At 39.4% G+C, this 21,897-nt stretch carries 20 protein-coding genes; 2 read left to right on the top strand and 18 right to left on the bottom strand.

Features of this window, described 5'->3' with window-relative positions; all coding sequences use genetic code 11:
- Positions 1-14: 14 nt before the first annotated feature.
- The 11 genes from nqrE to WSC_RS0120310 form a co-directional block, all read right to left on the bottom strand.
- Positions 15-623 carry an NADH:ubiquinone reductase (Na(+)-transporting) subunit E gene (gene nqrE, locus WSC_RS0120360; RefSeq protein WP_016957808.1) on the bottom strand — a complete coding sequence of 203 codons (609 nt, stop codon included), beginning with the start codon at positions 621-623 and terminating at the stop codon, positions 15-17.
- Positions 624-632: 9 nt separating this feature from the next.
- The gene (locus tag WSC_RS0120355; RefSeq protein ID WP_016957807.1) at positions 633-1,259 is read right to left on the bottom strand and encodes an NADH:ubiquinone reductase (Na(+)-transporting) subunit D; all 627 of its coding nucleotides are present in this window, start codon (positions 1,257-1,259) and stop codon (positions 633-635) included.
- A gap of 3 nt (positions 1,260-1,262) precedes the next feature.
- Entirely contained in the window at positions 1,263-2,042 is a 780-nt protein-coding gene (locus WSC_RS0120350; protein WP_016957806.1) for a Na(+)-translocating NADH-quinone reductase subunit C, read from the bottom strand.
- Complete coding sequence (locus WSC_RS0120345) at positions 2,035-3,234, bottom strand: NADH:ubiquinone reductase (Na(+)-transporting) subunit B (RefSeq protein WP_016957805.1); 1,200 nt, start codon at positions 3,232-3,234, stop codon at positions 2,035-2,037. The genes WSC_RS0120350 and WSC_RS0120345 overlap by 8 nt, the downstream gene beginning before the upstream one ends.
- Before the next feature lies 1 nt (position 3,235).
- On the bottom strand, positions 3,236-4,570 hold the full coding sequence (locus tag WSC_RS0120340) for a Na(+)-translocating NADH-quinone reductase subunit A (RefSeq protein WP_016957804.1): 1,335 nt from the start codon (positions 4,568-4,570) through the stop codon (positions 3,236-3,238).
- A 323-nt stretch (positions 4,571-4,893) separates the two neighbouring features.
- Positions 4,894-6,078, bottom strand: coding sequence for an enoyl-ACP reductase FabV (fabV, locus tag WSC_RS0120335; RefSeq protein WP_016957803.1), 1,185 nt, complete (start codon positions 6,076-6,078; stop codon positions 4,894-4,896).
- 32 nt (positions 6,079-6,110) lie between these two features.
- The gene (locus WSC_RS0120330; protein ID WP_016957802.1) at positions 6,111-7,229 is read right to left on the bottom strand and encodes a TRAP transporter substrate-binding protein; all 1,119 of its coding nucleotides are present in this window, start codon (positions 7,227-7,229) and stop codon (positions 6,111-6,113) included.
- 19 nt (positions 7,230-7,248) lie between these two features.
- The gene (locus WSC_RS0120325; protein WP_016957801.1) at positions 7,249-8,622 is read right to left on the bottom strand and encodes a TRAP transporter large permease; all 1,374 of its coding nucleotides are present in this window, start codon (positions 8,620-8,622) and stop codon (positions 7,249-7,251) included.
- On the bottom strand, positions 8,622-9,128 hold the full coding sequence (locus tag WSC_RS0120320; protein WP_016957800.1) for a TRAP transporter small permease subunit: 507 nt from the start codon (positions 9,126-9,128) through the stop codon (positions 8,622-8,624). Before WSC_RS0120320 ends, WSC_RS0120325 begins: the two co-directional genes overlap by 1 nt.
- Positions 9,129-9,191: 63 nt before the next feature.
- On the bottom strand, positions 9,192-9,509 hold the full coding sequence (locus WSC_RS0120315; RefSeq protein WP_016957799.1) for a BolA family protein: 318 nt from the start codon (positions 9,507-9,509) through the stop codon (positions 9,192-9,194).
- 38 nt (positions 9,510-9,547) lie between these two features.
- The gene (locus WSC_RS0120310; RefSeq protein ID WP_016957798.1) at positions 9,548-10,171 is read right to left on the bottom strand and encodes an alpha-ketoglutarate-dependent dioxygenase AlkB family protein; all 624 of its coding nucleotides are present in this window, start codon (positions 10,169-10,171) and stop codon (positions 9,548-9,550) included.
- A gap of 31 nt (positions 10,172-10,202) precedes the next feature.
- Here WSC_RS0120310 and WSC_RS0120305 point away from each other — a divergent pair, with 31 nt between their 5' ends.
- A complete protein-coding gene (locus WSC_RS0120305; protein WP_016957797.1) occupies positions 10,203-11,402 on the top strand; it encodes a methyltransferase in 1,200 nt (399 codons plus the stop codon).
- Between the two features lie 72 nt (positions 11,403-11,474).
- Here the strand turns inward: WSC_RS0120305 and WSC_RS0120300 are convergent, their stop codons facing one another.
- From WSC_RS0120300 to WSC_RS0120275, 6 genes are all read right to left on the bottom strand, one after another.
- On the bottom strand, positions 11,475-13,085 hold the full coding sequence (locus WSC_RS0120300) for a glycoside hydrolase family 28 protein (protein ID WP_016957796.1): 1,611 nt from the start codon (positions 13,083-13,085) through the stop codon (positions 11,475-11,477).
- Positions 13,086-13,425: 340 nt separating this feature from the next.
- Entirely contained in the window at positions 13,426-14,793 is a 1,368-nt protein-coding gene (gene purB / locus WSC_RS0120295; protein WP_016957795.1) for an adenylosuccinate lyase, read from the bottom strand.
- A gap of 12 nt (positions 14,794-14,805) precedes the next feature.
- Entirely contained in the window at positions 14,806-15,438 is a 633-nt protein-coding gene (gene hflD / locus WSC_RS0120290; RefSeq protein WP_016957794.1) for a high frequency lysogenization protein HflD, read from the bottom strand.
- A 17-nt stretch (positions 15,439-15,455) separates the two neighbouring features.
- The gene (mnmA, locus tag WSC_RS0120285) at positions 15,456-16,559 is read right to left on the bottom strand and encodes a tRNA 2-thiouridine(34) synthase MnmA (RefSeq protein ID WP_016957793.1); all 1,104 of its coding nucleotides are present in this window, start codon (positions 16,557-16,559) and stop codon (positions 15,456-15,458) included.
- Between the two features lie 57 nt (positions 16,560-16,616).
- The gene (locus WSC_RS0120280) at positions 16,617-17,066 is read right to left on the bottom strand and encodes an NUDIX domain-containing protein (RefSeq protein ID WP_016957792.1); all 450 of its coding nucleotides are present in this window, start codon (positions 17,064-17,066) and stop codon (positions 16,617-16,619) included.
- Positions 17,066-17,758, bottom strand: coding sequence for a pseudouridine synthase (locus tag WSC_RS0120275; protein ID WP_016957791.1), 693 nt, complete (start codon positions 17,756-17,758; stop codon positions 17,066-17,068). The genes WSC_RS0120280 and WSC_RS0120275 overlap by 1 nt, the downstream gene beginning before the upstream one ends.
- A gap of 235 nt (positions 17,759-17,993) precedes the next feature.
- Between WSC_RS0120275 and WSC_RS0120270 the strand changes: the two genes are divergently transcribed.
- The gene (locus tag WSC_RS0120270; protein WP_016957790.1) at positions 17,994-20,222 is read left to right on the top strand and encodes an NADP-dependent isocitrate dehydrogenase; all 2,229 of its coding nucleotides are present in this window, start codon (positions 17,994-17,996) and stop codon (positions 20,220-20,222) included.
- A gap of 206 nt (positions 20,223-20,428) precedes the next feature.
- On the opposite strand, the gene WSC_RS0120265 is transcribed toward WSC_RS0120270, so the two are convergent.
- The gene (locus WSC_RS0120265; protein WP_016957789.1) at positions 20,429-21,535 is read right to left on the bottom strand and encodes a HEAT repeat domain-containing protein; all 1,107 of its coding nucleotides are present in this window, start codon (positions 21,533-21,535) and stop codon (positions 20,429-20,431) included.
- Positions 21,536-21,897: the final 362 nt, after the last annotated feature.

Here is a 21,897-nt window from a genome sequence, read left to right as displayed (position 1 = left end):
CTACTTGCTCTGGATTATAGTGATACGCCAGAGAATGACATAAAGCCTAAACCAATCAGGCCTACTGTAATAAATGTAATACCTAAGCCTTTCAAACCGTCTGGAATGTCAGAGTATTTCATTTTTTCACGTACAGCAGCTAATGCAGTGATAGCTAAAGCCCAACCGACACCACTACCAAGACCAAACACAACACTTTCTGCAAAGTTGTAGTTTTTCTCTACCATGAAAGCTACACCACCGAAGATAGCGCAGTTAACAGTAATAAGTGGTAAGAAAATACCTAACGCGTTGTATAAAGCTGGGAAGTACTTATCTAGAGACATCTCTAGAATTTGTACTAATGCCGCGATAACACCGATAAAGGTTAAGAATTTTAAGAAGCTTAAATCTGCTTCAGGGAATCCAGCCCAAGCTAAAGCGCCTGGCGCTAACAAGTTAGCATAAATAACTTGGTTAACAGGTACTGAAATACCTAATACTACGATTACAGCTACACCTAGACCGAAAGCTGTCGTTACTTTCTTAGAAACCGCTAAGAAAGTACACATACCTAGGAAGAAAGCTAACGCAAGGTTTTCAATGAAAACTGCGCGAACGAATAAACTTATATAATGTTCCATCTCAGCCTCTTATTTTTCTACCTGTTCTTTACGGAAAGTACGTAAAACCCAGATGAATAAACCAATGATGAAGAAAGCGCTAGGTGGCATTAACAATAAGCCCATAGGTTGATACCAACCACCGTTTGAAACAAGTGGTAAAATTTCAACACCGAATAAGCTACCAGAACCAAATAGTTCACGGATAACACCAACAGTGATTAATACAACACTATAACCTAAGCCGTTACCAATACCATCTAAGAAACTCATAAACGGCGGACTCTTCATCGCATACGCTTCTGCACGACCCATTACGATACAGTTAGTAATGATCAAACCAACGAATACTGACAACTGTTTAGCAATGTCATATGCGTAAGCTTTTAATAACTGATCAACCAAGATTACCAATGAAGCAATAATGGTCATTTGCACGATGATACGTACGCTTGATGGAATATGATTACGAATAATAGATATAAACAAGCTTGAGAACGCAGTAACAAAAGTTAACGCGATACACATTACAATGGTTGTTTCCATTTTGCTTGTTACAGCTAATGCAGAACAGATACCCAATACTTGCAACGCAATAGGGTTGTTCGCAAAAATCGGTCCAAATAGAACCTTTTGAGCTTCGCTACTTTTAGCCATGAATTATGCTCCTTGACGCTGTGTTTCTAGGTATTTTTTGAAACCTAGCTCGCCTAACCAGAAATCGAATGTGAATTGCACACCGTTACTTGTTAGAGTCGCACCAGATAGACCATCGATTTTGTGCTCAGTACCTTTAGGTGCTTCGCCTTTAACAATCTCGATAGACATTTCGCCTTGGTCGTTGTAAATCTTCTTACCAACCCAAATTGCTTTCCATTTAGGATTCTCAATTTCAGCACCTAATCCAGGGGTTTCACCTTGCTCATAGTAGTTTAAGTTGATAATAGTATTGGCATCAGGTTTTACCGCAACAAATGCGTACATTGTTGACCATAACCCATAACCATGAACTGGTAATACATAGCTTAAAAACTCGCCTTGCTCGTTTTTCGCTAAATAAACCACTGCATTGTTAGAACGACGTTTAATGCTCGCTACGTCTTGCTCTTGAGTCAAAGTAATAGAAGTACTAGGCTCTTTAGCAGACGCGCGTTGGTCGAAAGTATCTGCATTAATACTATCAACGTATTCGCCTGTTTCTAAGTTAACAACTTTTGCAGTAATTAAGTTTTTGTAGCGCTGTTTAATTTCAGCGGCAGTTGCGCCTGCTGGTAATAAATCAGCTGCTAATAGAATATTTTTTTGTTTATCTAATGCTTTGTTTTCTTCTTGCTGAGGGCGTAAAGCAACCGCAGAACCCGCAACAATAATCGCACAGACCAAACAAAGTGAAATAACAACCGTCAGCGTTTTGCTGATTGAATCATTTCCTTTAGACATTACGTGCTAACCTCCGCTTGATGTTTGCAGATACAACGAAGTGGTCAAATAATGGCGCGAAAACATTCGCAAATAAGATAGCCAACATCATACCTTCTGGGTATGCAGGGTTAACTACACGGATCATAACCACCATGAAACCAATCAAAATACCGTATGCCCATTTACCTTGGTTGGTAAATGAAGCTGATACTGGATCAGTTGCCATGAACATCATACCGAATGCAAAACCACCAATTACTAAATGCCAGTACCAAGGCATAGCAAATAATGGATTAGTGTCGCTACCAATTAAGTTAAACATGGTAGAGAAAATAGCCATACCAGCAAAAGTACCTAATACGATGCGCCATGAAGCAATGCGGAAGTAAATTAACGCTAAACCACCAATCAAGATAGCTAGAGTTGAAACTTCACCCATAGAACCTGCGATATTACCGTAGAATGCATCCCACCATTGGCCAGTTAATGCGTAGTCTAATTGACCTTGTGCAGCTTGGCTTAATAAAGTAGCACCAGAGAAACCGTCAGCAGCAACCCAAACGCCATCACCTGAAATTTGTGCAGGATAAGCGAAGAATAAGAATGCACGACCCGCTAATGCAGGGTTTAAGAAGTTACGGCCAGTACCACCAAATACTTCTTTACCAATTACCACACCGAAAGTAATACCTAAAGCAACCTGCCATAAAGGAATTGTTGCTGGCAAAATCAATGCAAATAATACTGAAGTTACGAAGAAACCTTCGTTTACTTCATGTTTGCGGATTGAAGCAAATAATACTTCCCAGAAACCACCTACAGCGAAAGTAACCGCATAAATAGGTAAGAAGAACATAGCACCGTAGAACATTTTACCGCCCCACCCGCTGCCTTCTAGCGTTCCGCCTAATGCAGTGAATAAATCAACTTGCCAAGTTTGTGGTAAACCAGCACCAGCAGCAATTGCAGCTTCTGCTTGTAAACCAATGTTGTACATACCGTAAAACATTGCAGGGAAAGTCATCATCCATACAAGGATCATGATGCGCTTAAGATCGATACTGTCACGAATGTGAGTACGACCTTTAGTCACTAAGCCTGGCGTATAAAAAATAGTTGCAGCTGCTTCATACAACGCATACCACTTTTCATATTTACCGCCTTTTTCAAATAGCGGCTCAATTTCTTCTAAATAGGACTTTAAACCCATCTTAGCCCTCCTTCTCGATTTGCGTTAAACGTGAACGCAAGATCGAACCATAGTCGTATTTGCCTGGACAAACGAAAGTACAAAGTGCTAAATCTTCTTCGTCTAATTCCAAACAACCCAAAGATTGAGCTGAATCAACGTCGCCAGCAACCAAATCACGCAACAATAAAGTTGGGATGATATCTAATGGCATAACACGCTCGTAGTTTCCGATTGGAACCATAGCGCGATCAGAACCACGAGTTGTTGTTGTGAAGTTGAATAACTTGCTTGGAGATAAGTGAGAAAGATACGCACGAGTGATTGAGAACATGCTTGCACCAGGTGCAATCCAACCAAACAATTCTTTTTCACGACCTTCGGCTAATACAGAAACTTGTGTTGCGTAACGGCCTAAATAACCGTGTACACCACCTGCATCGTGACCAGCTAATACTGAACCAGAAATCACACGTAATTCACCGTCTGCAACTTCACCGTCAGTTAATTGCTCAAGGCTTGCGCCAACTAGCGTTTTAACTAAACGAGGATTGTTAACAGCAGGGCCTGCTAATGCAACAACACGTGTATTTGGCAATTCACCAGTGGTAAACAATTGGCCTACTGCAACTACGTCTTGGTAGTTAATGTGCCAAACTTGCTTTTCCATGCTGACAGGGTCTAAGAAGTGGATATGTGTACCAGCTAAACCAGCTGGGTGTACACCACCAAACTCTTCTACTTGTACGCCATCAACGCTAGGAATATCTGCGCCTGGAGCTTTACATAAGAAGGTTTTTGGAGCCAATTTAGCAAGTAATGCTAAACCGTTTTTGAAGTCTTCTTCTTGGCCTTTCAATACAACCGCAGGATCAGCTGCTAATGGGTTGGTATCAATTGCCGTAACGAATAATGAAGAAGGAGTGGCATCTACTGCTGGGATTTTGCTGAATGGACGCGTTCTTAAGGCAGTCCATAAACCTGATTCAACTAAAGTATCAACAATTTGTTGACGCTCTAATGAGCCAAGTTGATCCGCAGCTGTTTTAGCAAATTCTACTTTGTCGTCGCCTTGAACTTCAATAACAACAGACTGTAAAACACGCTTAGCACCACGATTAATTTCTTTAACTACCCCTGCTGCTGGCGCAGTGAATTGTACACCGGGATTCTTTTTGTCAGCAAAAAGAACCTGTCCTTTTTTAACTACGTCGTCAACGCGGACGCTCATAGTAGGACGCATGCCAATGTATTCTTCACCAAGGATAGCAACTTTTGTGACAGCTTTGCCGTCAGATATTGCTTGTTGTGGAGTCCCTGAGACAGGAACATCCAAGCCTTTCTTGATAGTTATCATACTCATTGCACTTGTTTTTAAGGTTTAAAACGAAATTTGGAATATGGTTCGCTTTAGCGCTATCGAGCTAATTTCAAACGATTAGCTTCTTTGCGATTTGTCGCTATTTATAGCTATATATAAAACCCGCGGATTTTAACATTGTTTTACCCTATGTATCCACGAAAAATACTGATTTGATTGAGATTAGGTTAAATTTTTCAAATTGACAATTTGAAAACAGAATGATTTGCTGTTTTTTTGTTCTATTTTATTTCTGCAAAAATAAAGGGCGTATAAAACGCCCTTTATTAACAAAACCAGATTTACTGATTAAAGGTCAATTATTCAAGTTCTAACTCAACCAAAGGGCTAACGTCAGCGTCATAATCAACATTGTCATATTCAAAACCGAATAAGTGTAAAAACTCACGGTTGTAGCTGATGTAATCAGTCAAATCATCAATAGTTTCAGTTGTTACTGAATCCCAAATAATTTGTACCGCATCTTGTACTTTATCTTCTAATTCTTTGTAGTTTTGGCTTAAACGACCCGCTTCATCAAAACGTGGATTGTCACCATATAAGTTTTCAGAGAATAAAGCTTGAATTTGTTCAATAACACCTTCGTATGTACCCTGCTCTTTCATTACTTTGAATAAAGCAGAAATATATAAAGGCATAATCGGAATAGCTGAACTCGCTTGAGTCACAACTGCATTTAGTGAAGTTACATAAGCTTCACCACTCAAGCCATCAGTAGACTGTTTAATTGCAGCAGCAGCTCTGTCTAAGTCTTCTTTCGCTTTACCAATTGTTGCATGACCATAAATTGGCCAAGTTAGTTTTTTACCAATATAAGTATAAGCAGTCGTTTTAAAGCCTTCAGCTAACACGTCAGCTTCTTGTAGAGCTTTGATCCATAATTCCCAATCAGCACCACCCATAACGTCGATTGTGCCTTGAATTTCAGCTTCATTTGCAGCTTCAACTGTTACTTCGTCAATTTCACGCTTTGAAGTATTTAAGTTTTTAGTCGTGACTGTTTGGCCGATTGGCTTTAAAGTTGAAGAGTAAACTTCGCCAGTGTCAGGATCTGTTCTGCGTGGAGAAGCTAGGCTATAAATAACTAAATCAATTTTGCCGAGTTCTTTTTTAATAACATCAATGGCTTTCGCTTTGATTTCGTGTGAAAACGCGTCGCCATTAATATTTTTAGCCCATAAACCCGCTTCTTTAGCGAATTTATTGAAAGCCGCAGTGTTGTACCAACCCGCACTCGCACATTTTTTCTCAGTAGGCTCTTTTTCAAAAAAGATACCTAAAGTTTTTGCACCACTACCAAACGCAGCAGTGATACGTGACGCCAAACCATAACCAGTTGATGAACCAATAACTAAAACGTTTTTTGGTCCTTCTGGATTCGTTTTGCTTTTTACATATTCAATTTGGCGTTTTACTGATTCTTCACAACCAACTGGGTGTGCATTTGTACAAATAAAACCACGTACTTTTGGTTTAATAACCATATGTATAATCCTATTCTCTTATCTAGCTAAATTTATTTCTGCACAGCTTGAGCTTGTGCCCAATCAATGCCACTTCTATTGTGAAAATAATCTTGTTCGGTCAATGCATGATATTCTGACGATTGTGCTAAAAACCTTTGGTAAGATGCAAATATTTTTTGTGCCATCTCGTCGCTTGCAACTAAGTTTTTAACTGATTTAACACTTGAAGCTTTTAACGCTTCAATTACATCAGTTGGAAATTTACGAATCTCTACACCCTTCTCTTTTAAACTTTGTAAAGCTTCGTTATTTTTAGCTGTGTATAGTGCAAGCATGTTTGCATTAGCTGCTTCTGTGGCAATTTCAACAATAGCTTGTAAATCAGTTGGTAATTGCTCAAAAGCTTGTTGATTAACGATAAACTCAAGTGCAGCACCCGGCTCTTGCCAACCTGTTACATAATAATAAGGTGCAGTTTTATATAAGCCAAAAGCCAAATCATTGTATGGGCCAACCCAATCGGCAGCGTCTAACGCACCACTTTGCATCGCACTAAATAATTCACCACCAGGCATTTGCACTGGAATACCACCTAAATCAGCTACAACTTCACCCGCTAAACCAGGTATACGAATTTTTAAGCCGTCAAAATCAGCTAAACTATTTATCTCTTTTTGGAACCAACCGGCCATTTGCACGCCTGTGTTACCACCAGGAAAAGGAATTAAACCAAATGGCTCGTATGCTTCTTTCCATAACTGATTGCCGCCACCATGATAAAACCAACCATTAGTTTCTTGTGCATTCATACCAAAAGGAATGGTAGTAAAAAACTGCGCTGCAGGGATTTTACCTTTCCAATAATAGGCTGCGCCATGACCCATTTGTGCGGCACCACTTTTTACCGCATCAAAGGTTTGTAGAGCTGGTACCATTTCACCGGCCCCAAATACCTTTATGCTTAATCGACCACCAGACATTTTTTCAACATTGTCGGCAAAACTTTGAGGTATAGTCCCTAAACCAGGAAAGTTTTTCGGCCATGTTGTAACCATTTTCCACTTAAACTTTTGTTGTGCAGTTGCACCAACGGCAGTTGCGTCATCTTTTGAACACGCAGATAACAGGGTTGTTAGCGCAACAACCAATCCTATGGCAATTTTTTTCATTATTTCCTACCTAACTAAACTAAAAACCATCGGCATATACAACAGATGGCAACCAAGTCGCTAATTCCGGCCATACTGCCAGACCAACTAGGACACATAACTGAATAATAATAAATGGCACCACACCTTTATATATTTGTGTAGTTTTAATGCCTTTATCAGCGACACCACGCAAATAAAATAACGCAAAACCAAAAGGTGGTGTTAAGAATGATGTTTGCAAATTGATTGCTATCATAATGCCTAACCAAACCGGATCAAGCCCCATAGAAAGTAAAACCGGCGCAACAATAGGCACTACAACAAAAGTAATTTCTATAAAGTCGAGAATAAAGCCGAGTAAAAACAGAATAACCATAACCAACAACATGGCAGTAAATACGCCACCTGGTAGACTTTCAAATACTGACTCAATTAACTCTTCGCCGCCTAAACCACGAAACACCAGAGAAAAAACCGAAGCGCCAATTAAAATTAAGAAGACCATACAGGTACAAGTTAACGTCGCTTTATTTGCCGATGTAAGCATTTTGATATTAAGCGCGCCTTTAACCAAAGCTAAAATAAGTGCACCAAAAGCGCCTATTGCTGCGGCCTCAGTTGGTGTGGCAAAACCTGCCAATATGGAGCCTAAAACAATTACAATCAATAAAATAGGAGGGACAACGGCTTTGATTAGCTCGCCTAATTTAACTTTCTCTTTGCTGTCAAAGGCTGGTAAATATTCAGGCTTAAACCAAGCTACCGCCAATAAATAAACTAAGTAGAGAACAACCAACAAAACACCAGGGACGATTGCACCGACAAATAGATCACCTACCGACACCGTCTCAGGAGAAAATATCCCCATATCCAATTGAGACTGCTGAAATGCATTTGAAATAACATCGCCGAGTAAAACCAGCGCAATTGAAGGTGGAATAATCTGCCCTAGTGTACCCACAGCACAAATGCTGCCGCAGGCAATTGACGGGTTGTATTTTTGTTTGAGCATAGCAGGCAAAGACAACAAGCCCATAGTGACAACAGTAGCGCCAACTATGCCTGTGCTTGCTGCGAGCAATGCACCAACCATAACCACAGCTATGGCTAAACCACCACGAAAACGCGAAAACAATTGAGAGATTGAAATAAGGAGTTCTTCGGCAATTTTAGATTTTTCTAATACCACGCCCATAAATACAAATAAAGGCACAGCGAGCAAGGTTTGATTGTTCATTATGCCAAATATGCGACTTGGCAATGCATGCATAAAGGCTGTATCAAATACACCGATAAAAGAACCGATGAAAGCAAAAATAAGTGAGGTTCCAGCCAAGGCAAATGCAACTGGATAACCAGTCAGTAAAACTAAACATACAACGGCAAATAGCACTAAAGACAAATATTCCATTATGCTTTGCCCTCTGTTATCGCTGCAATATTTTTGAAGATTTCACTTAGTCCTTGCACAAAGAAAAACACACAGAATGCGATAATAAAACTCTTCAATATATACACAAATGGTAAACCGCCAGCGTCGACCGAGCCTTCCATTATCATCCAGCTATCTGCAACGTATTGCCAGCTATATACAGCGATTGCAATGACGACAGGCCATAGTAACAACAAACTACCCAATAGATTAACCAAAGCTTTTTTCTGCGGAGTAAATTTTGTATACAAGACATCAACCCGCACATGTTCATTGTGTTTAAGCGTGTAGGCTGAGCCTAATAGGAATAATGCAGAATGCAGATACAACACAAGTTCTTGTGCAGCAATAGAGCCAATTGCAAAGCCATAACGAAGAAAAACAATAGCGGCCATTAACACAACAATCAGAGTTGCAAACCAAGCAACAATATTGCCGCAGGTTTCAGAAAAGGCGTCTAGTTTATTGCTTATGTGCAAAAGCATTTTGATTCCATTTTATTTTTTGCGCGCATTATACCCAAGGTTGGCTAAATTGCGAGTTTGCCACTACTTGTCCGACTTGCTACCGCCTAAACATTTTGGCGACAAAGGTACATTCACTTTTCCACTTTGCCATTCTTCAACCGAATAAGTGTGGATGGATAATGCATGGACAGCACCCGCGAGCTCTTCGGCTAAACACTCATTCACCGCACGGTGACACTGTATCAGTCTTTTACCGGCAAATTCGTCTGAAGCAATAATAACTTTATAATGTGAATCTGTCGCTGGCCCTGAATGCATATGGCTTTCATTCTGAACATCCAACTCAATCGGATTAAATCTTTGTTTTAATTTATCGAAGATAATTTGATCTGTTGTCATTTTTTACGTCTCTAATTTTTGTCACCGGTATACACAAACTACTGGTATATGTATCTGAACGTTAAATTGATGCGCCCATCTGTAATTTTTGTCCGTTTAGGCAAACTATGAAACCAAAACTCTTGGGTGTCTCTTGCCATAATCAACAAGCTACCATGCTGCAAGGTCACTTTTTGTTGTTCACCAGATAACCTATGTTTAAACAAGAATTCTCGTTCGCTGCCAAAAGTAAAAGATGCTATGGTCGGTTGTTTGCCTAATTCAGCTTCATCATCGGCATGCCATCCCATAGTATCTTGGCCGTTTCGGTAATAATTGGCCAAAACACAATTAAATTTTGCACCACAAGTTTGTTCAGCTAAATCTCTTAATTGCGCCAATTCAGCAGGCCAAATATCAGCAGTGAAGGTTTCACCTGAATATTTGTATTTTAACGGTTTAGCCGCATAGAATGCTTGCAACCTTGGTATTGGATGCGTTTTTCCATAAACAGTAATGTGCGCTTGTTGCCAAGCGAGTTTGTCTTTCAACCATTCGAACCATAAATCTGCCGCATCAAGGCTAATTAAGTTTGAATAATAACTAACGTCCGCATTGCGCATTTGTAGCTTATGCGGATGTATTACTTGTTCATGCTCTTGGCCTTGATACAATAGCGTCAATTTATATATCCAGTGTTTACTTAATTCTTATATGCCGCAAGATAATCATAACTACCCAGTTGAACAATGCCCATTAACGCTCTGGCGCTATCCTAAACAGGATGTTCGCTCTTCACTTCAGGCATGGGACAGTGCTGATATTTTGCTGGCAGAAACAGCTTTGCCAATTCTAACACAATCTAATGCCAGTACATTAGTTGTCAATGACCAATTTGGCGCTATAAGCTTGCATTTGCAAAGTGTAACTTCAGTACCAATTAGCTTTTATAGCGACTCAAAAATCGCCCATTTAGCTTACCAACAAAATCTACAGCTAAATTCAGATAATTCAGCAAAAACTGATTTAACAATCAACCCACTTGGCAGCAGTTTAAATGACTTAAACAAGATAACTGCAGAGCAAATTTACCTAATAAAAATTCCCAAGAACTTAGATTTCCTTGAAGCTATTTTGGATAAAATCCATCAAGTAGCAGCTGATGATGCACAAGTTATTGCAGCTGCTAAAGCGACCGAGATAAATAACAAAGTAATTAAGTTATTTAATCGCTACTTTAAACAAGTGGACGTGAGTTTAGCGGTTAAAAAATCTCGCACTATTAGCGCATCAGGGAAACAGCCGTCACCTTATTCATCTTACTCGTATTGGAAAACTTGGCAGTTAGATAATGGTTTAACTATTTATAACGCGCCGAATGTATTTTCACGCAGTAGTTTAGATATGGGCGCGGCATTTTTCCTGCCTCACCTTCCGGCAAAACCGCAAGACTTTCAACCAACACAAACACATGTGTTTGATTTAGCTTGTGGCAATGGTGTGTTATCGGCTTATATTGCTAATTCGTTTCAGCAAAATAACTGTGCTGGCGAATTAGTTATCCATCTATTCGATGAGTCATATATGGCAATTGAGTCAGCTGTTAAAACGCTAGAAGCAAATGATCTCAGCAAGGTTAAAATTAAAACCTATTGGAATGACTGTTTAGCTGACGTGGAGCAAAAAGCTGATTGGATTGTATGCAATCCTCCGTTCCATCAACAAAAAACCATTACCGACCATATAGCAATGCAAATGTTTAATCAGAGCAAAGTGTGTTTAGCTGAAGGCGGTAAACTTAGTATTGTCGGCAATGCCCATTTAGGTTATGGCAAGCGCTTAAATGAAATTTTTGCTGCCAGCCAACTTGTTGCGCAGGATAAAAGGTTTGTTGTATTAACGGCCAATGATTAAGACAGGTTGCCCTTTGCAGGATAATGTTAAGGTCAGAGCAGATCTCTGACCTTATAAGAGCATAAATTTAAACTAAAAGGGTGAATCCGGTGCCGGATAAGGCTCAAAACGACTGTCAGGGCAGTCAATTGCTTTCGCCTGTTTAGTTTGTTTATCAAAAACTTTAATATCAGCTTGCTCACGCACAGGGAAATTGACCACTGGATTCGGTCCAAAGGTAAACTCTATGTGGTGATGCTTATAATGTTTATTGTCACGAATTTCAGGTTGAGTATCGTAAACAACATTATCTAGTGTCAGTTTTAATGGGTTGATTAAATGCTTGGACTGATAACCACTAACATTAACCAAAGACTCATTATATTTTGCACCAGGGAAATCTACATATCGAAAATTACGTACGACAATGTCTTCCATCTTCGGCGGCAATTTATCGTTTTTAGTGGAACTGTAATACGGTGTAAACACCATAGAATCTTTAGCTCGGCGCATACACACATTATCGTAAGTTACATTAGTGATATCACCACCTCGTTTGCCATCCGATTTAATCCGAATACCAACGCCATGACCACTATCCATACCATCTAAAGTCAGATCCCAAATTTTGATGTTGTTAACACCCGCATCTGTTTCACTGCCAATCGACATACCATGGCCATAATAAAATTGGTTGTGTGCGTATAAATGGTTTTCTGTTGCAGGTCTGTCAGTTTCTTTACCTGATTTAATCGCAACATTATCATCACCTGTACTGATATACGAATAAGCAACAGTAACGTTTTTACTTGCACCTGGGTCGATACCATCAGTGTTTTTCACCAATTCAGGAATAAAACAGGTGCTTGGTTTATCTAACTTGCCAGGTCTTGGCATATCTTCTTCAGCACATTTGTAACCCGGCACTGTGTAAGCTAATGAAGGGGTTAACAATTTGATGCCCCAGAAAATTAGTCCATCAGCTCTTTTTGCTGCAACGTGGAATTTACCACCATTTTGTAAACCCACTTTGTAGAAAGTAAAGTTTTTCGCATCATCAATTTGCAACATACGCGGATTGTTTTGCTCAAGCTTAGGTTTAGCCTTGCTTTGCATCGACAGATCCCACCAAGTAGTTTGGTATGCGCGTTTGCCTGACGTTAAAATAGCACCACCTCGGGCATCTATTGTCCCTTCCCCATAGATACCACTGTTTTCAGTTTTATCCGCATAAATCCATGGTTTACAGCGGTTTTTAATTTTTGGTAATGCATCACCACAAACGCCATCACCCAAGTCATAGTCGGCAGGACTACGCGAGGCAAATAACTTAACCTCTTCTTCTATCCATAAACTGACACCTGAAGGGATTTCAATTGGCCCTGATAAAAAACCATTGTTGCCATTATGTTTAACTAATTTAACCGCTTGACCTTTTGGACAGTTATCTAATGCCTGCTGTAATCGAGCTGAATCAGGGCTCGAATTTTTTGGATCATGATCAATTTCGTCAGGCAATACCCAATTAACATACTTGAGGTTGGCTTTTAATTCGCTACAAACTTTTGTTGGGAAACTTGGCTCTGGCGGCAATAATTTTTCGTATTCGGCGTGTAATCGAACATTTGATGCTTGAGCACTGAAAATCGCTAGTGATAAACCAACTACCCCACCATTGAGCGCCAGTTTTAATAATTTATTCATAGACAAGAAATTACCTATATTGAATTGCATAATTTAACTGCATTCCATGCAAACCTATACCAACAACACCTTAAACATAGTTATATACCCGTGCTTCTTCAAGTAGCTTAGAATACATACTTAGCGAAAGTGCCACCGGTAGCATTTATCTAGTATATACAAAATTTATACAATTACCAATTTAGTTTAATAAATAACGGCTTGGTTACTTAACGATAGCGCAAAAACAAAATAGCGAATCTCATTAGAGCTACTAGGCAGGAAAATTGGGGAAATTAAATTTGATAAAAACAAGGCAAACGTATGTTTGCCTTGTTAAATTATTACAACTATTAGCAAATTAAAGTAAATCTACTAACTTTTGTGCATCACCAATATATTTAGCTGGTGTTAATTCTTTAAGGCGAGCTTTTTCGTTCGCAGGCATAGCCAAACCATCAATAAACTCAGCCATAGCTTGTTGGTCAACACGTTTACCACGGGTTAACTCTTTTAGTTTCTCGTATGGTTTTTCAATACCATAACGACGCATTACTGTTTGAATTGGCTCAGCCAATAGTTCCCAGTTTTGGTCAAGCTCAGCTAAGAAGCTAGCTTCGTTAACTTCTAATTTACTGATACCTTTTAAGGTTGCTTGGTATGCAATAATTGAATGAGCAACACCTACACCTAAGTTACGCAATACAGTTGAATCTGTTAAATCACGCTGCCAACGAGATACTGGCAATTTAGCCGCTAAGTGATCAAAAATTGCGTTGGCTAAACCTAAGTTACCTTCTGAGTTTTCAAAATCAATTGGGTTAACTTTATGCGGCATAGTTGATGAACCAATTTCACCAGCAACAGTTTTTTGTTTGAAGTGACCTAACGCAATGTAAGCCCAGATGTCACGGTCGAAATCTAAAATAATAGTATTTGCACGTGCAACAGCATCAAACAACTCAGCGATATAATCGTGTGGCTCAATTTGAGTTGTGTACGGGTTCCAAGTTAAACCTATGCTAGTAACAAACTCTTCACTGATTTCATGCCAGTTTAATTCAGGGTAAGCAGATAAATGTGCGTTGTAGTTACCTACTGCACCATTGATTTTACCTAAAATTTCTACTTTAGCGATTTGGTCACGTTGACGCTTTAAACGCATATAAACGTTAGCCATTTCTTTACCCATAGTGGTAGGTGAAGCTGGCTGACCGTGAGTTCGCGCCATCATCGCAACATCACGATATTCTTTCGCCATACGGTGTAATTCAGCCAAAATCTTATCAATGTAAGGCAAAATAACTGTGTCACGCGCTTCACGTAACATTAAACCGTGAGAAGTGTTGTTGATATCTTCTGAGGTACAAGCAAAGTGTAAAAACTCAGTAACCGCGTGTAATTCAGGAATATTCGCTACTTTTTCTTTTAAAAAGTACTCTACCGCTTTAACGTCGTGGTTAGTTGTACGCTCGATTTCTTTTACACGAGCAGCGTCTGCTTCACTGAAATATTCAACAATCTCGTCTAATGCAGTGTTTGCTTCAGCTGAAAATTCAGGTACTTCTTTAATACCGGCAATTTTTGATAATTTTTGTAACCAACGCACTTCAACCGTTACGCGGTATTTAGTTAAACCGAACTCACTAAAAATTGATCTAAGTTCAGTTGTTTTACTACCGTAACGACCATCAACTGGTGAAACCGCAGTTAAGCTGGATAATTCCATCGAAATCTCCTGTTAAATATTGGATATTTGTTGAAGCGCATGCGCCGAAAAACGCACCCATTTTTGTCTTCTAAATAAAATATTACGTCGTTTACCGCCTAGCTGACGCCAAAGCACAGCTGAGCGCAACGCAGCAAGCAACAGCGCGCGTACTTTGTTTTGCACTAAACGCTGTTGTAATAAATTTGGGTTGCCCATGACTCGAATTTTCGGGCCGAGTGGACTGATTACATCTTTATATATACCGGCAAATCCTTCTACCACAACATCATGCAATAAATCATAATGTGCTAGTTTAGTTTCCATTGCATCTATTTGCTGGCCAAGTTTACGCAATGACTGAGGGTTTTTCGCCAGTTTGCGCTCAAGGGTTAATACACTTAACACATAACGTGTTAACTCAGCATCTTTCACTTGCGCCTGATGGCCTAACTGATCATGAATATTGGTTAAACCCGGCTTTAAATTAGCCAGTTCGCCGTATACATCAACTGTATCCGCAGGATTGGTGTTTAACACACTGTTTAACATGGTGGTTAATTGTGCGTCGTCCATTTCACCTTTACGGGCAATTTTTTGTACCAAAGCACAGGCTTGGCAAACGCCTGCTAAAGCTAATGTTTGTTCGTAAGATACGTCTGACATCAAAATTACCGAATTAGTTACCGAATTAAACTGTCAATAATTGCGCCGCCTAAACAGACTTCTTGCGCATAAAATACCGCTGACTGCCCTGGTGTAACCGCAGCAACTGGCTCATCAAACATCACTTGATAGTTTTCTTCATCTAGTTTTTTAACCGAACAGGCAATATCTTGCTGGCGATAACGTGTTTTCACAGTACAGCTAAATTCTTCGCCAGGACCGACCCGATCAACCCAATGGCTTTGATTAACAATCATGCCATTTGAGAATAATCTTGGGTGTTTACTGCCTTGTGCGACAATCAATACATTGCGTTCAAGATCTTTGTCGACCGTGTACCAAGGCTCATCACCTGAGTTTTTCATACCACCAATACCTAAACCTTTGCGTTGGCCTAGTGTGTGGTACATTAAACCTTCATGGCGACCAATCACTTCGCCATCAACAGTTTCAATATCACCTGGTTGTGCGGGTAAATATTGCTGGAGGAAATCTTTAAATTTACGCTCGCCAATAAAACAAATACCAGTTGAATCTTTTTTATTGGCTGTGACTAAGTCTTGCTCTTCAGCAATCTTACGTACTTCTGGTTTTTCTAAACCACCAACTGGGAATAAAGTTTGCGCAACATGTTGCTCGGCTAAAGTATATAAAAAGTAGCTTTGGTCTTTATTGTTATCTAAACCACGCAACATTTGCCATTTGCCATTTTCATCTTGACGACGCTGCACATAATGACCGGTCGCTATATAGTCAGCGCCCAAAGCATCAGCAGCAAATTCTAAAAAGGCTTTAAACTTAATTTCTTTGTTGCACATGATATCTGGGTTAGGCGTTCTACCCGCTTTGTATTCTGCTAAAAAGTATTCAAATACATTGTCCCAGTATTCAGCAGCAAAATTAACCGTGTGCAGTTCAATGCCAAGTTTGTCGGCTACAGCTTGTGCGTCTTCTAAGTCTTGTGCAGCTGCGCAGTATTCATCTGTATCGTCTTCTTCCCAGTTTTTCATGAACAAACCTTCAACTTGATATCCTTGTTGAAGTAACAAATAAGCAGATACAGATGAATCAACACCACCTGACATTCCTACAATAACTTTTTTGTTTTGATTGTCTGACATGAAATAAAAATACTCGCAGCTAAAAATGGGGCGCTATTCTATCACCCTTTATCCTTGCTATAAATAACTCTTAACAGCAGATAAGGGTATTCTTTGTCCATTTAGGTAATCATCAAAGCAAATTTGTACCATATGACTGCGATGTGGTAGCTGTTTTTGTTTGATTTGCTCAAAGCTAAACCAATGTGCGGCTAGAATATCATCATCTTGCGGTTGTAATTTTGGTAGTTGTTCAGCATCAATTTTAGCGTAATAACAAAAACGTAAATACTGAATATCTTTGCCTTTAACCTGACTTTGATATATACCAACTAAACCTTGAGGTTCTAATTCTAGGCCAGCTTCCTCTAATAACTCACGTTTAGCCGCTTGTAATAAAGATTCGTCTTTTTCTAAATGGCCTGCTGGCTGATTGATCACGTTAACGCCATTTTCTATTTCTTCAACCACTAAAAACTTATTGTTGCACTCAACTATCCATGCAATGGTTGTATTGGGTTTAAACATTAATTAATTTGCTCCAGATATTGGTTAAATTCTTCGCTTGCGAGTTCGCGCCACTCCCCCGGTTTTAACCCTTGTACCGAAAAAGAAGAAAACTGATGACGGATTAAACGCAAAGTTGGCAAACCAACATGCGCTGTCATGCGGCGAACTTGGCGGTTTTTACCTTCTTGCAAACCTATTTCCAACCAAGCTGTTGGAATATTTTTGCGCTCTCGAATAGGTGGATTACGTGGCCAAATGGCAGGTGGTTCAATTAATCTCACTTTTGCAGGTTTAGTTTTACCGTCTTTTAATTCTACCCCTTGGCGTAATTGCTGCAGTTGTTGCTGGCTTGGCTGACCTTCTACCTGTACCCAATAAAATTTTGTTTTTTCAAATTTAGGGCTAGCCAGCACATTTTGTAGTTTGCCACTATTGGTTAAAACCAATAAACCTTCTGAATCTTTATCCAAGCGCCCTGCTGCATATACATTTTCAATTGGAATATAGTCTTTTAAGGTTTTTCTTTGCTGATCGTCTGTAAATTGGGTTAATACATCATAAGGTTTATTAAAGAGTACAATTTTTACCACAGCAGGCTCTGGCCGCTTGTTTTTGTTTTTTGTAGCCGAACGTGTTTTAGCGCCGGGTTTGGCATTTTTTATGTGTTTTTTTTGTCCAAAACTTGGCTTTTTTGCTTTTTGCTGCAACATTTATTTCCACTATTCAATTTTAAAATGAGAAGTAACTATATACCCTGGCAAGCTTACTATATTGTAACGGTTCTTCAATGAGTGAAGTGGAAACTCGCTTCATCAAGCAACTTGGGCATATATCACCAAACTTTATGGTCGACATTGCACCAATGCGGTGAACATACGCTTGTAGTAATTAACAAGCTTGCTAGAATCATCGTCAGCATAATTTATATTTTTTAAGGACATAATGATGACAACTGAAAGTTCTAAAATCATTTATACCATAACTGATGAAGCTCCAGCTTTAGCAACATACAGTTTATTACCTATTATTCAAGCTTACGCTAAAACAGCTGGCGTTGAAGTAGAAACGCGTGACATCTCTTTAGCTGCACGCATTTTGTCTCAATTCCCAGACATTTTACCTGAAAGCCAATTCCAAGCTGACGATTTAAAAGAGTTAGGTGAATTAGCTAAAACGCCTGAAGCTAATATCATCAAATTACCGAATATCAGTGCTTCAATTCCTCAGTTAAAAGCAGCAATCAAAGAATTACAAGCTAAAGGTTTCGCTTTACCTAACTACCCTGATTCACCAGCGAACGAACAAGAAGCGGATATCAAAGCGCGTTTTGACGCGGTTAAAGGTAGTGCAGTAAACCCAGTATTACGTGAAGGTAACTCAGATCGTCGTGCACCTGCTTCAGTTAAAAACTATGCGAAGAAAAATCCACATAGCATGGGCGCATGGTCTGCCGATTCTAAATCTCACGTTTCTAGCATGACTGCTGGTGATTTTTACGGTAGCGAAAAATCTACAACTGTAGAAAAAGCTGGTTCAGTAAAAATTGAATTAACTAAAGCTTCTGGTGAAGTTGAAGTATTAAAAGCTTCAGTTCCAGTTCAAGCTGGCGAAATTATTGATTCTGCAGTAATGAGCGCAAGTGCATTACAATCTTTCTTAGCTGAACAAGTTGAAGAAGCTAAAGCGCAAGACGTTTTATTCTCGTTGCACATGAAAGCAACTATGATGAAAGTTTCTGATCCAATTATCTTTGGTCACGCTGTTGAAGCTTTCTACAAGCCAGTATTAGACAAATACGCAGACAAATTTGCTGCTTTAGGCGTAAACCTTAACAATGGTTTTGGTGATGTTGAAAGCTGTATCGCTTCATTACCTGCTGACGAGCAAGCTGCAATTAAAGCAGATATCGAAGCTTGTTACGCTGCACGCCCTGCAATGGCTATGGTTAACTCTGATAAAGGCATCACTAACTTACACGTACCAAGTGACGTAATTATCGATGCATCTATGCCTGCAGCTATTCGTTCTTCTGGCCAAATGTGGGGTCCAGATGGAAAACAAGCAGATACTAAATACGTAATTCCTGATCGTTGTTACGCTGGTGTTTACCAAGAAGTTATCGACTTCTGTAAAAAACACGGTGCATTTGACCCGTCAACTATGGGTAGCGTACCAAACGTTGGTTTGATGGCGCAAAAAGCTGAAGAATACGGTTCTCACGACAAAACTTTCGAAATTCCTGCAGCGGGTGAAGTTAAAGTTATCGACCAAGACGGTAACGTATTGCTACAACACTCTGTTGAGCAAGGTGACATCTGGCGTATGTGTCAGGTTAAAGACGCGCCAATTCGTGACTGGGTTAAACTAGCTGTTAACCGTGCACGTTTAAGCGATACACCTGCGGTATTCTGGTTAGATAAAAACCGTGCACACGATGCACAACTTATCAAGAAAGTTGAAGCCTACTTACCAGAGCACGACACTAGCGGTTTAGAACTGCAAATTTTAGCGCCTGTTGAAGCAACTCGTTTCTCTTTAGAGCGTATTAAAGCTGGTCAAGATACTATCTCTGTAACTGGTAACGTTTTACGTGACTACTTAACTGACTTATTCCCAATTTTAGAATTAGGTACAAGTGCGAAAATGTTATCTATCGTTCCATTAATGAACGGTGGTGGCTTATTCGAAACTGGTGCTGGTGGTTCTGCGCCTAAGCACGTTGAGCAATTAGTTAACGAAAACTACTTACGTTGGGATTCTTTAGGTGAGTTCTTAGCACTAGCTGCTTCTTTTGAGCACTTAGCCAATGTTGCAGGCAACACTCAAGCTAAAGTTTTAGCTGACGCTTTAGACGTAGCAACTGGTAAAGTATTAGACTTTAACCGTTCACCTTCACGCCGTTTAGGTGGTATCGATAACCGTGGTAGCCACTTCTACTTAGCTATGTACTGGGCACAAGCTTTAGCAGAGCAAGCTGCAGATGCAGATTTAGCTGCTAAATTTAAGCCTGTAGCTGAGCAATTAACTGCTAACGAAGACAAAATTGTTGCTGAGTTAATTGAAGTTCAAGGTAAAGCGGTTGAGATTGGCGGTTACTTTAAACCTGAAGATGACAAAGCTTCTAACGTTATGCGCGCAAGTATAACGTTAAACGCAGTAGTTGATTCTCTATAATTTTTAGTGAATTAATTAGCTAAACAGCTGATAGCAATTCAAAATAAAATCCCCTGCACTCACTGAGTTCAGGGGATTTTTTAGTTTAAAATGCCGGAAAGTTAAATTGAAAATCTGTTTATTTTAACTTTGATCTAAAACCTTTTTGTGTCGCTATTGCTTCGAAGAAGCATATCGGTATGTACCTAGAAACAAGTCGGGATCTACTAAAGTAGGCTGTCTTGCATTTGGTCTAACATTTGTCTACTTTCGCCTATTCCATTTTCAAAAAGCAGATCCCAAATGTCTAAACAAAGATCAATACGACCTGAATCAGATAATGCATAAGCCTCATCATAAAGCCTCATTACAACTTTAGGTATTACGTATCCTATTTCACTGGTCTTGGCTTGTGTTAAACCATTAGTTAGCCGAATAACTAATTTTAGAACGCTATCAGCAAAAGGAAGTAAAGTTCCATCGTAACGTTGCAACTGGTAGAAAAGATCTCTGAATTCAGTTTCAGCGGCTAAAGAAAATGTAAACTCACTTAAAAGTTCGTCTCTAAACGGCTTTTCATAAATAGTGTCTTTTCTAAATATACTTGAAACAATTCGCCTCACATCTGATTCTTCGTCATTGGCTAGCTTTTTAAAAAGAGGTACTAGCTGAGCGCTTGAGTATTTTTGGCTACATAGTAAATCTTTTACTATTTCCGCAGCACCTTTTCTAACTTCAATATCACCATTGAGGACAACTTCAATTTTGTCCGAAAATACTCCGTGAAATAGCCACCTAGCGATTATTTGGATTGCGGCTATTTTCCTTACTTCATTGTGGTTTGAAGTCAACATTTTCATGATGACAGGAATAAACTTTTCTTTATTATCAGCAAAACCACAGTTGAAAAACTGGTATGCACTGTGTGCTCCTGCAAGCCTAACGTCAACATTTATCGCAGAGATGAATGTGTCTACAGCCCATCGTTCGTCGTAGTTTAAGAACGGGCAAAGAGCCTCAATCGCAGACATTTTTACCGCAGGATGTTCATTGTTTAGAGCATTCGCTATAACCTCTTTGAATGTGTTTGCAGTATCTTTATCTTTCCAGCAAACCTTTGCTATTCCTCGAAAAGCCTCCCCTCTAGTTAAATTAATAGAGTTGTCAAGTAATGCTTTGCAATCAAGACCATTTACATCTTTGTCTACATAAACCGCTAGTTGGTCATGAATAGGAGACTCACCGTTGATTGCGATATCTTTAAGCTTATTAATACCATGAATATCAATGCTGTTATTCTCTGCTTGTATTTCATAGTTCCTAGCCGCGTCCATTTCACTTACAGTGAAATCAAAATGATTTAATACTTCTTTTGCAAGTTCAGGATCACAAGCTTTCCAGTTATCACGATAGTCTTCAGCTACTTTTAATTTATCTCTCTCTCGTGCAGCTCTGTGAAACGCATCTATATAACTTTTATTAATTTTTTTTGGTAATGACAGTGCGAACTCGGCGAATTCATTAGGTTTAGCCTTCGCTACAATTTCAAGTGAACTGGCGAAATAATTTGGCGAAGATTCTGTGTGCAGTCTAAGAGATTTATTAAACTTTTCGTCAGGCGTTAAGATCAGTTTTCTCCAGGTGTAGTGGTCAAGTTAAATTGGCCACGGTTTTATAGTTTAGCCAGAAATTTTCT

The organism is Catenovulum agarivorans YM01, from assembly GCF_000281085.1.
In the GTDB taxonomy this organism is placed as follows: domain Bacteria; phylum Pseudomonadota; class Gammaproteobacteria; order Enterobacterales; family Alteromonadaceae; genus Catenovulum; species Catenovulum agarivorans.
This window is presented reverse-complemented; position numbering and strand designations above follow the sequence as displayed.

Bases quoted from the DNA above. Each gene is read 5' to 3' on its own strand.
- WSC_RS0120315 (WP_016957799.1), bottom strand. From the start codon at position 9,509: ATGACAACAGATCAAATTATCTTCGATAAATTAAAACAAAGATTTAAT.
- WSC_RS0120355 (WP_016957807.1), bottom strand. From the start codon at position 1,259: ATGGCTAAAAGTAGCGAAGCTCAAAAGGTTCTATTTGGACCGATTTTT.
- WSC_RS0120280 (WP_016957792.1), bottom strand. From the start codon at position 17,066: ATGTTTAAACCCAATACAACCATTGCATGGATAGTTGAGTGCAACAAT.
- fabV (WP_016957803.1), bottom strand. From the start codon at position 6,078: ATGGTTATTAAACCAAAAGTACGTGGTTTTATTTGTACAAATGCACAC.
- nqrE (WP_016957808.1), bottom strand. From the start codon at position 623: ATGGAACATTATATAAGTTTATTCGTTCGCGCAGTTTTCATTGAAAAC.
- mnmA (WP_016957793.1), bottom strand. From the start codon at position 16,559: ATGTCAGACAATCAAAACAAAAAAGTTATTGTAGGAATGTCAGGTGGT.
- WSC_RS0120350 (WP_016957806.1), bottom strand. From the start codon at position 2,042: ATGTCTAAAGGAAATGATTCAATCAGCAAAACGCTGACGGTTGTTATT.
- WSC_RS0120275 (WP_016957791.1), bottom strand. From the start codon at position 17,758: ATGTTGCAGCAAAAAGCAAAAAAGCCAAGTTTTGGACAAAAAAAACAC.
- WSC_RS0120340 (WP_016957804.1), bottom strand. From the start codon at position 4,570: ATGATAACTATCAAGAAAGGCTTGGATGTTCCTGTCTCAGGGACTCCA.
- purB (WP_016957795.1), bottom strand. From the start codon at position 14,793: ATGGAATTATCCAGCTTAACTGCGGTTTCACCAGTTGATGGTCGTTAC.
- WSC_RS0120320 (WP_016957800.1), bottom strand. From the start codon at position 9,128: ATGCTTTTGCACATAAGCAATAAACTAGACGCCTTTTCTGAAACCTGC.
- hflD (WP_016957794.1), bottom strand. From the start codon at position 15,438: ATGTCAGACGTATCTTACGAACAAACATTAGCTTTAGCAGGCGTTTGC.
- WSC_RS0120270 (WP_016957790.1), top strand. From the start codon at position 17,994: ATGACAACTGAAAGTTCTAAAATCATTTATACCATAACTGATGAAGCT.
- WSC_RS0120345 (WP_016957805.1), bottom strand. From the start codon at position 3,234: ATGGGTTTAAAGTCCTATTTAGAAGAAATTGAGCCGCTATTTGAAAAA.
- WSC_RS0120305 (WP_016957797.1), top strand. From the start codon at position 10,203: ATGCCGCAAGATAATCATAACTACCCAGTTGAACAATGCCCATTAACG.
- WSC_RS0120325 (WP_016957801.1), bottom strand. From the start codon at position 8,622: ATGGAATATTTGTCTTTAGTGCTATTTGCCGTTGTATGTTTAGTTTTA.
- WSC_RS0120265 (WP_016957789.1), bottom strand. From the start codon at position 21,535: ATGGACGCGGCTAGGAACTATGAAATACAAGCAGAGAATAACAGCATT.
- WSC_RS0120300 (WP_016957796.1), bottom strand. From the start codon at position 13,085: ATGAATAAATTATTAAAACTGGCGCTCAATGGTGGGGTAGTTGGTTTA.
- WSC_RS0120330 (WP_016957802.1), bottom strand. From the start codon at position 7,229: ATGAAAAAAATTGCCATAGGATTGGTTGTTGCGCTAACAACCCTGTTA.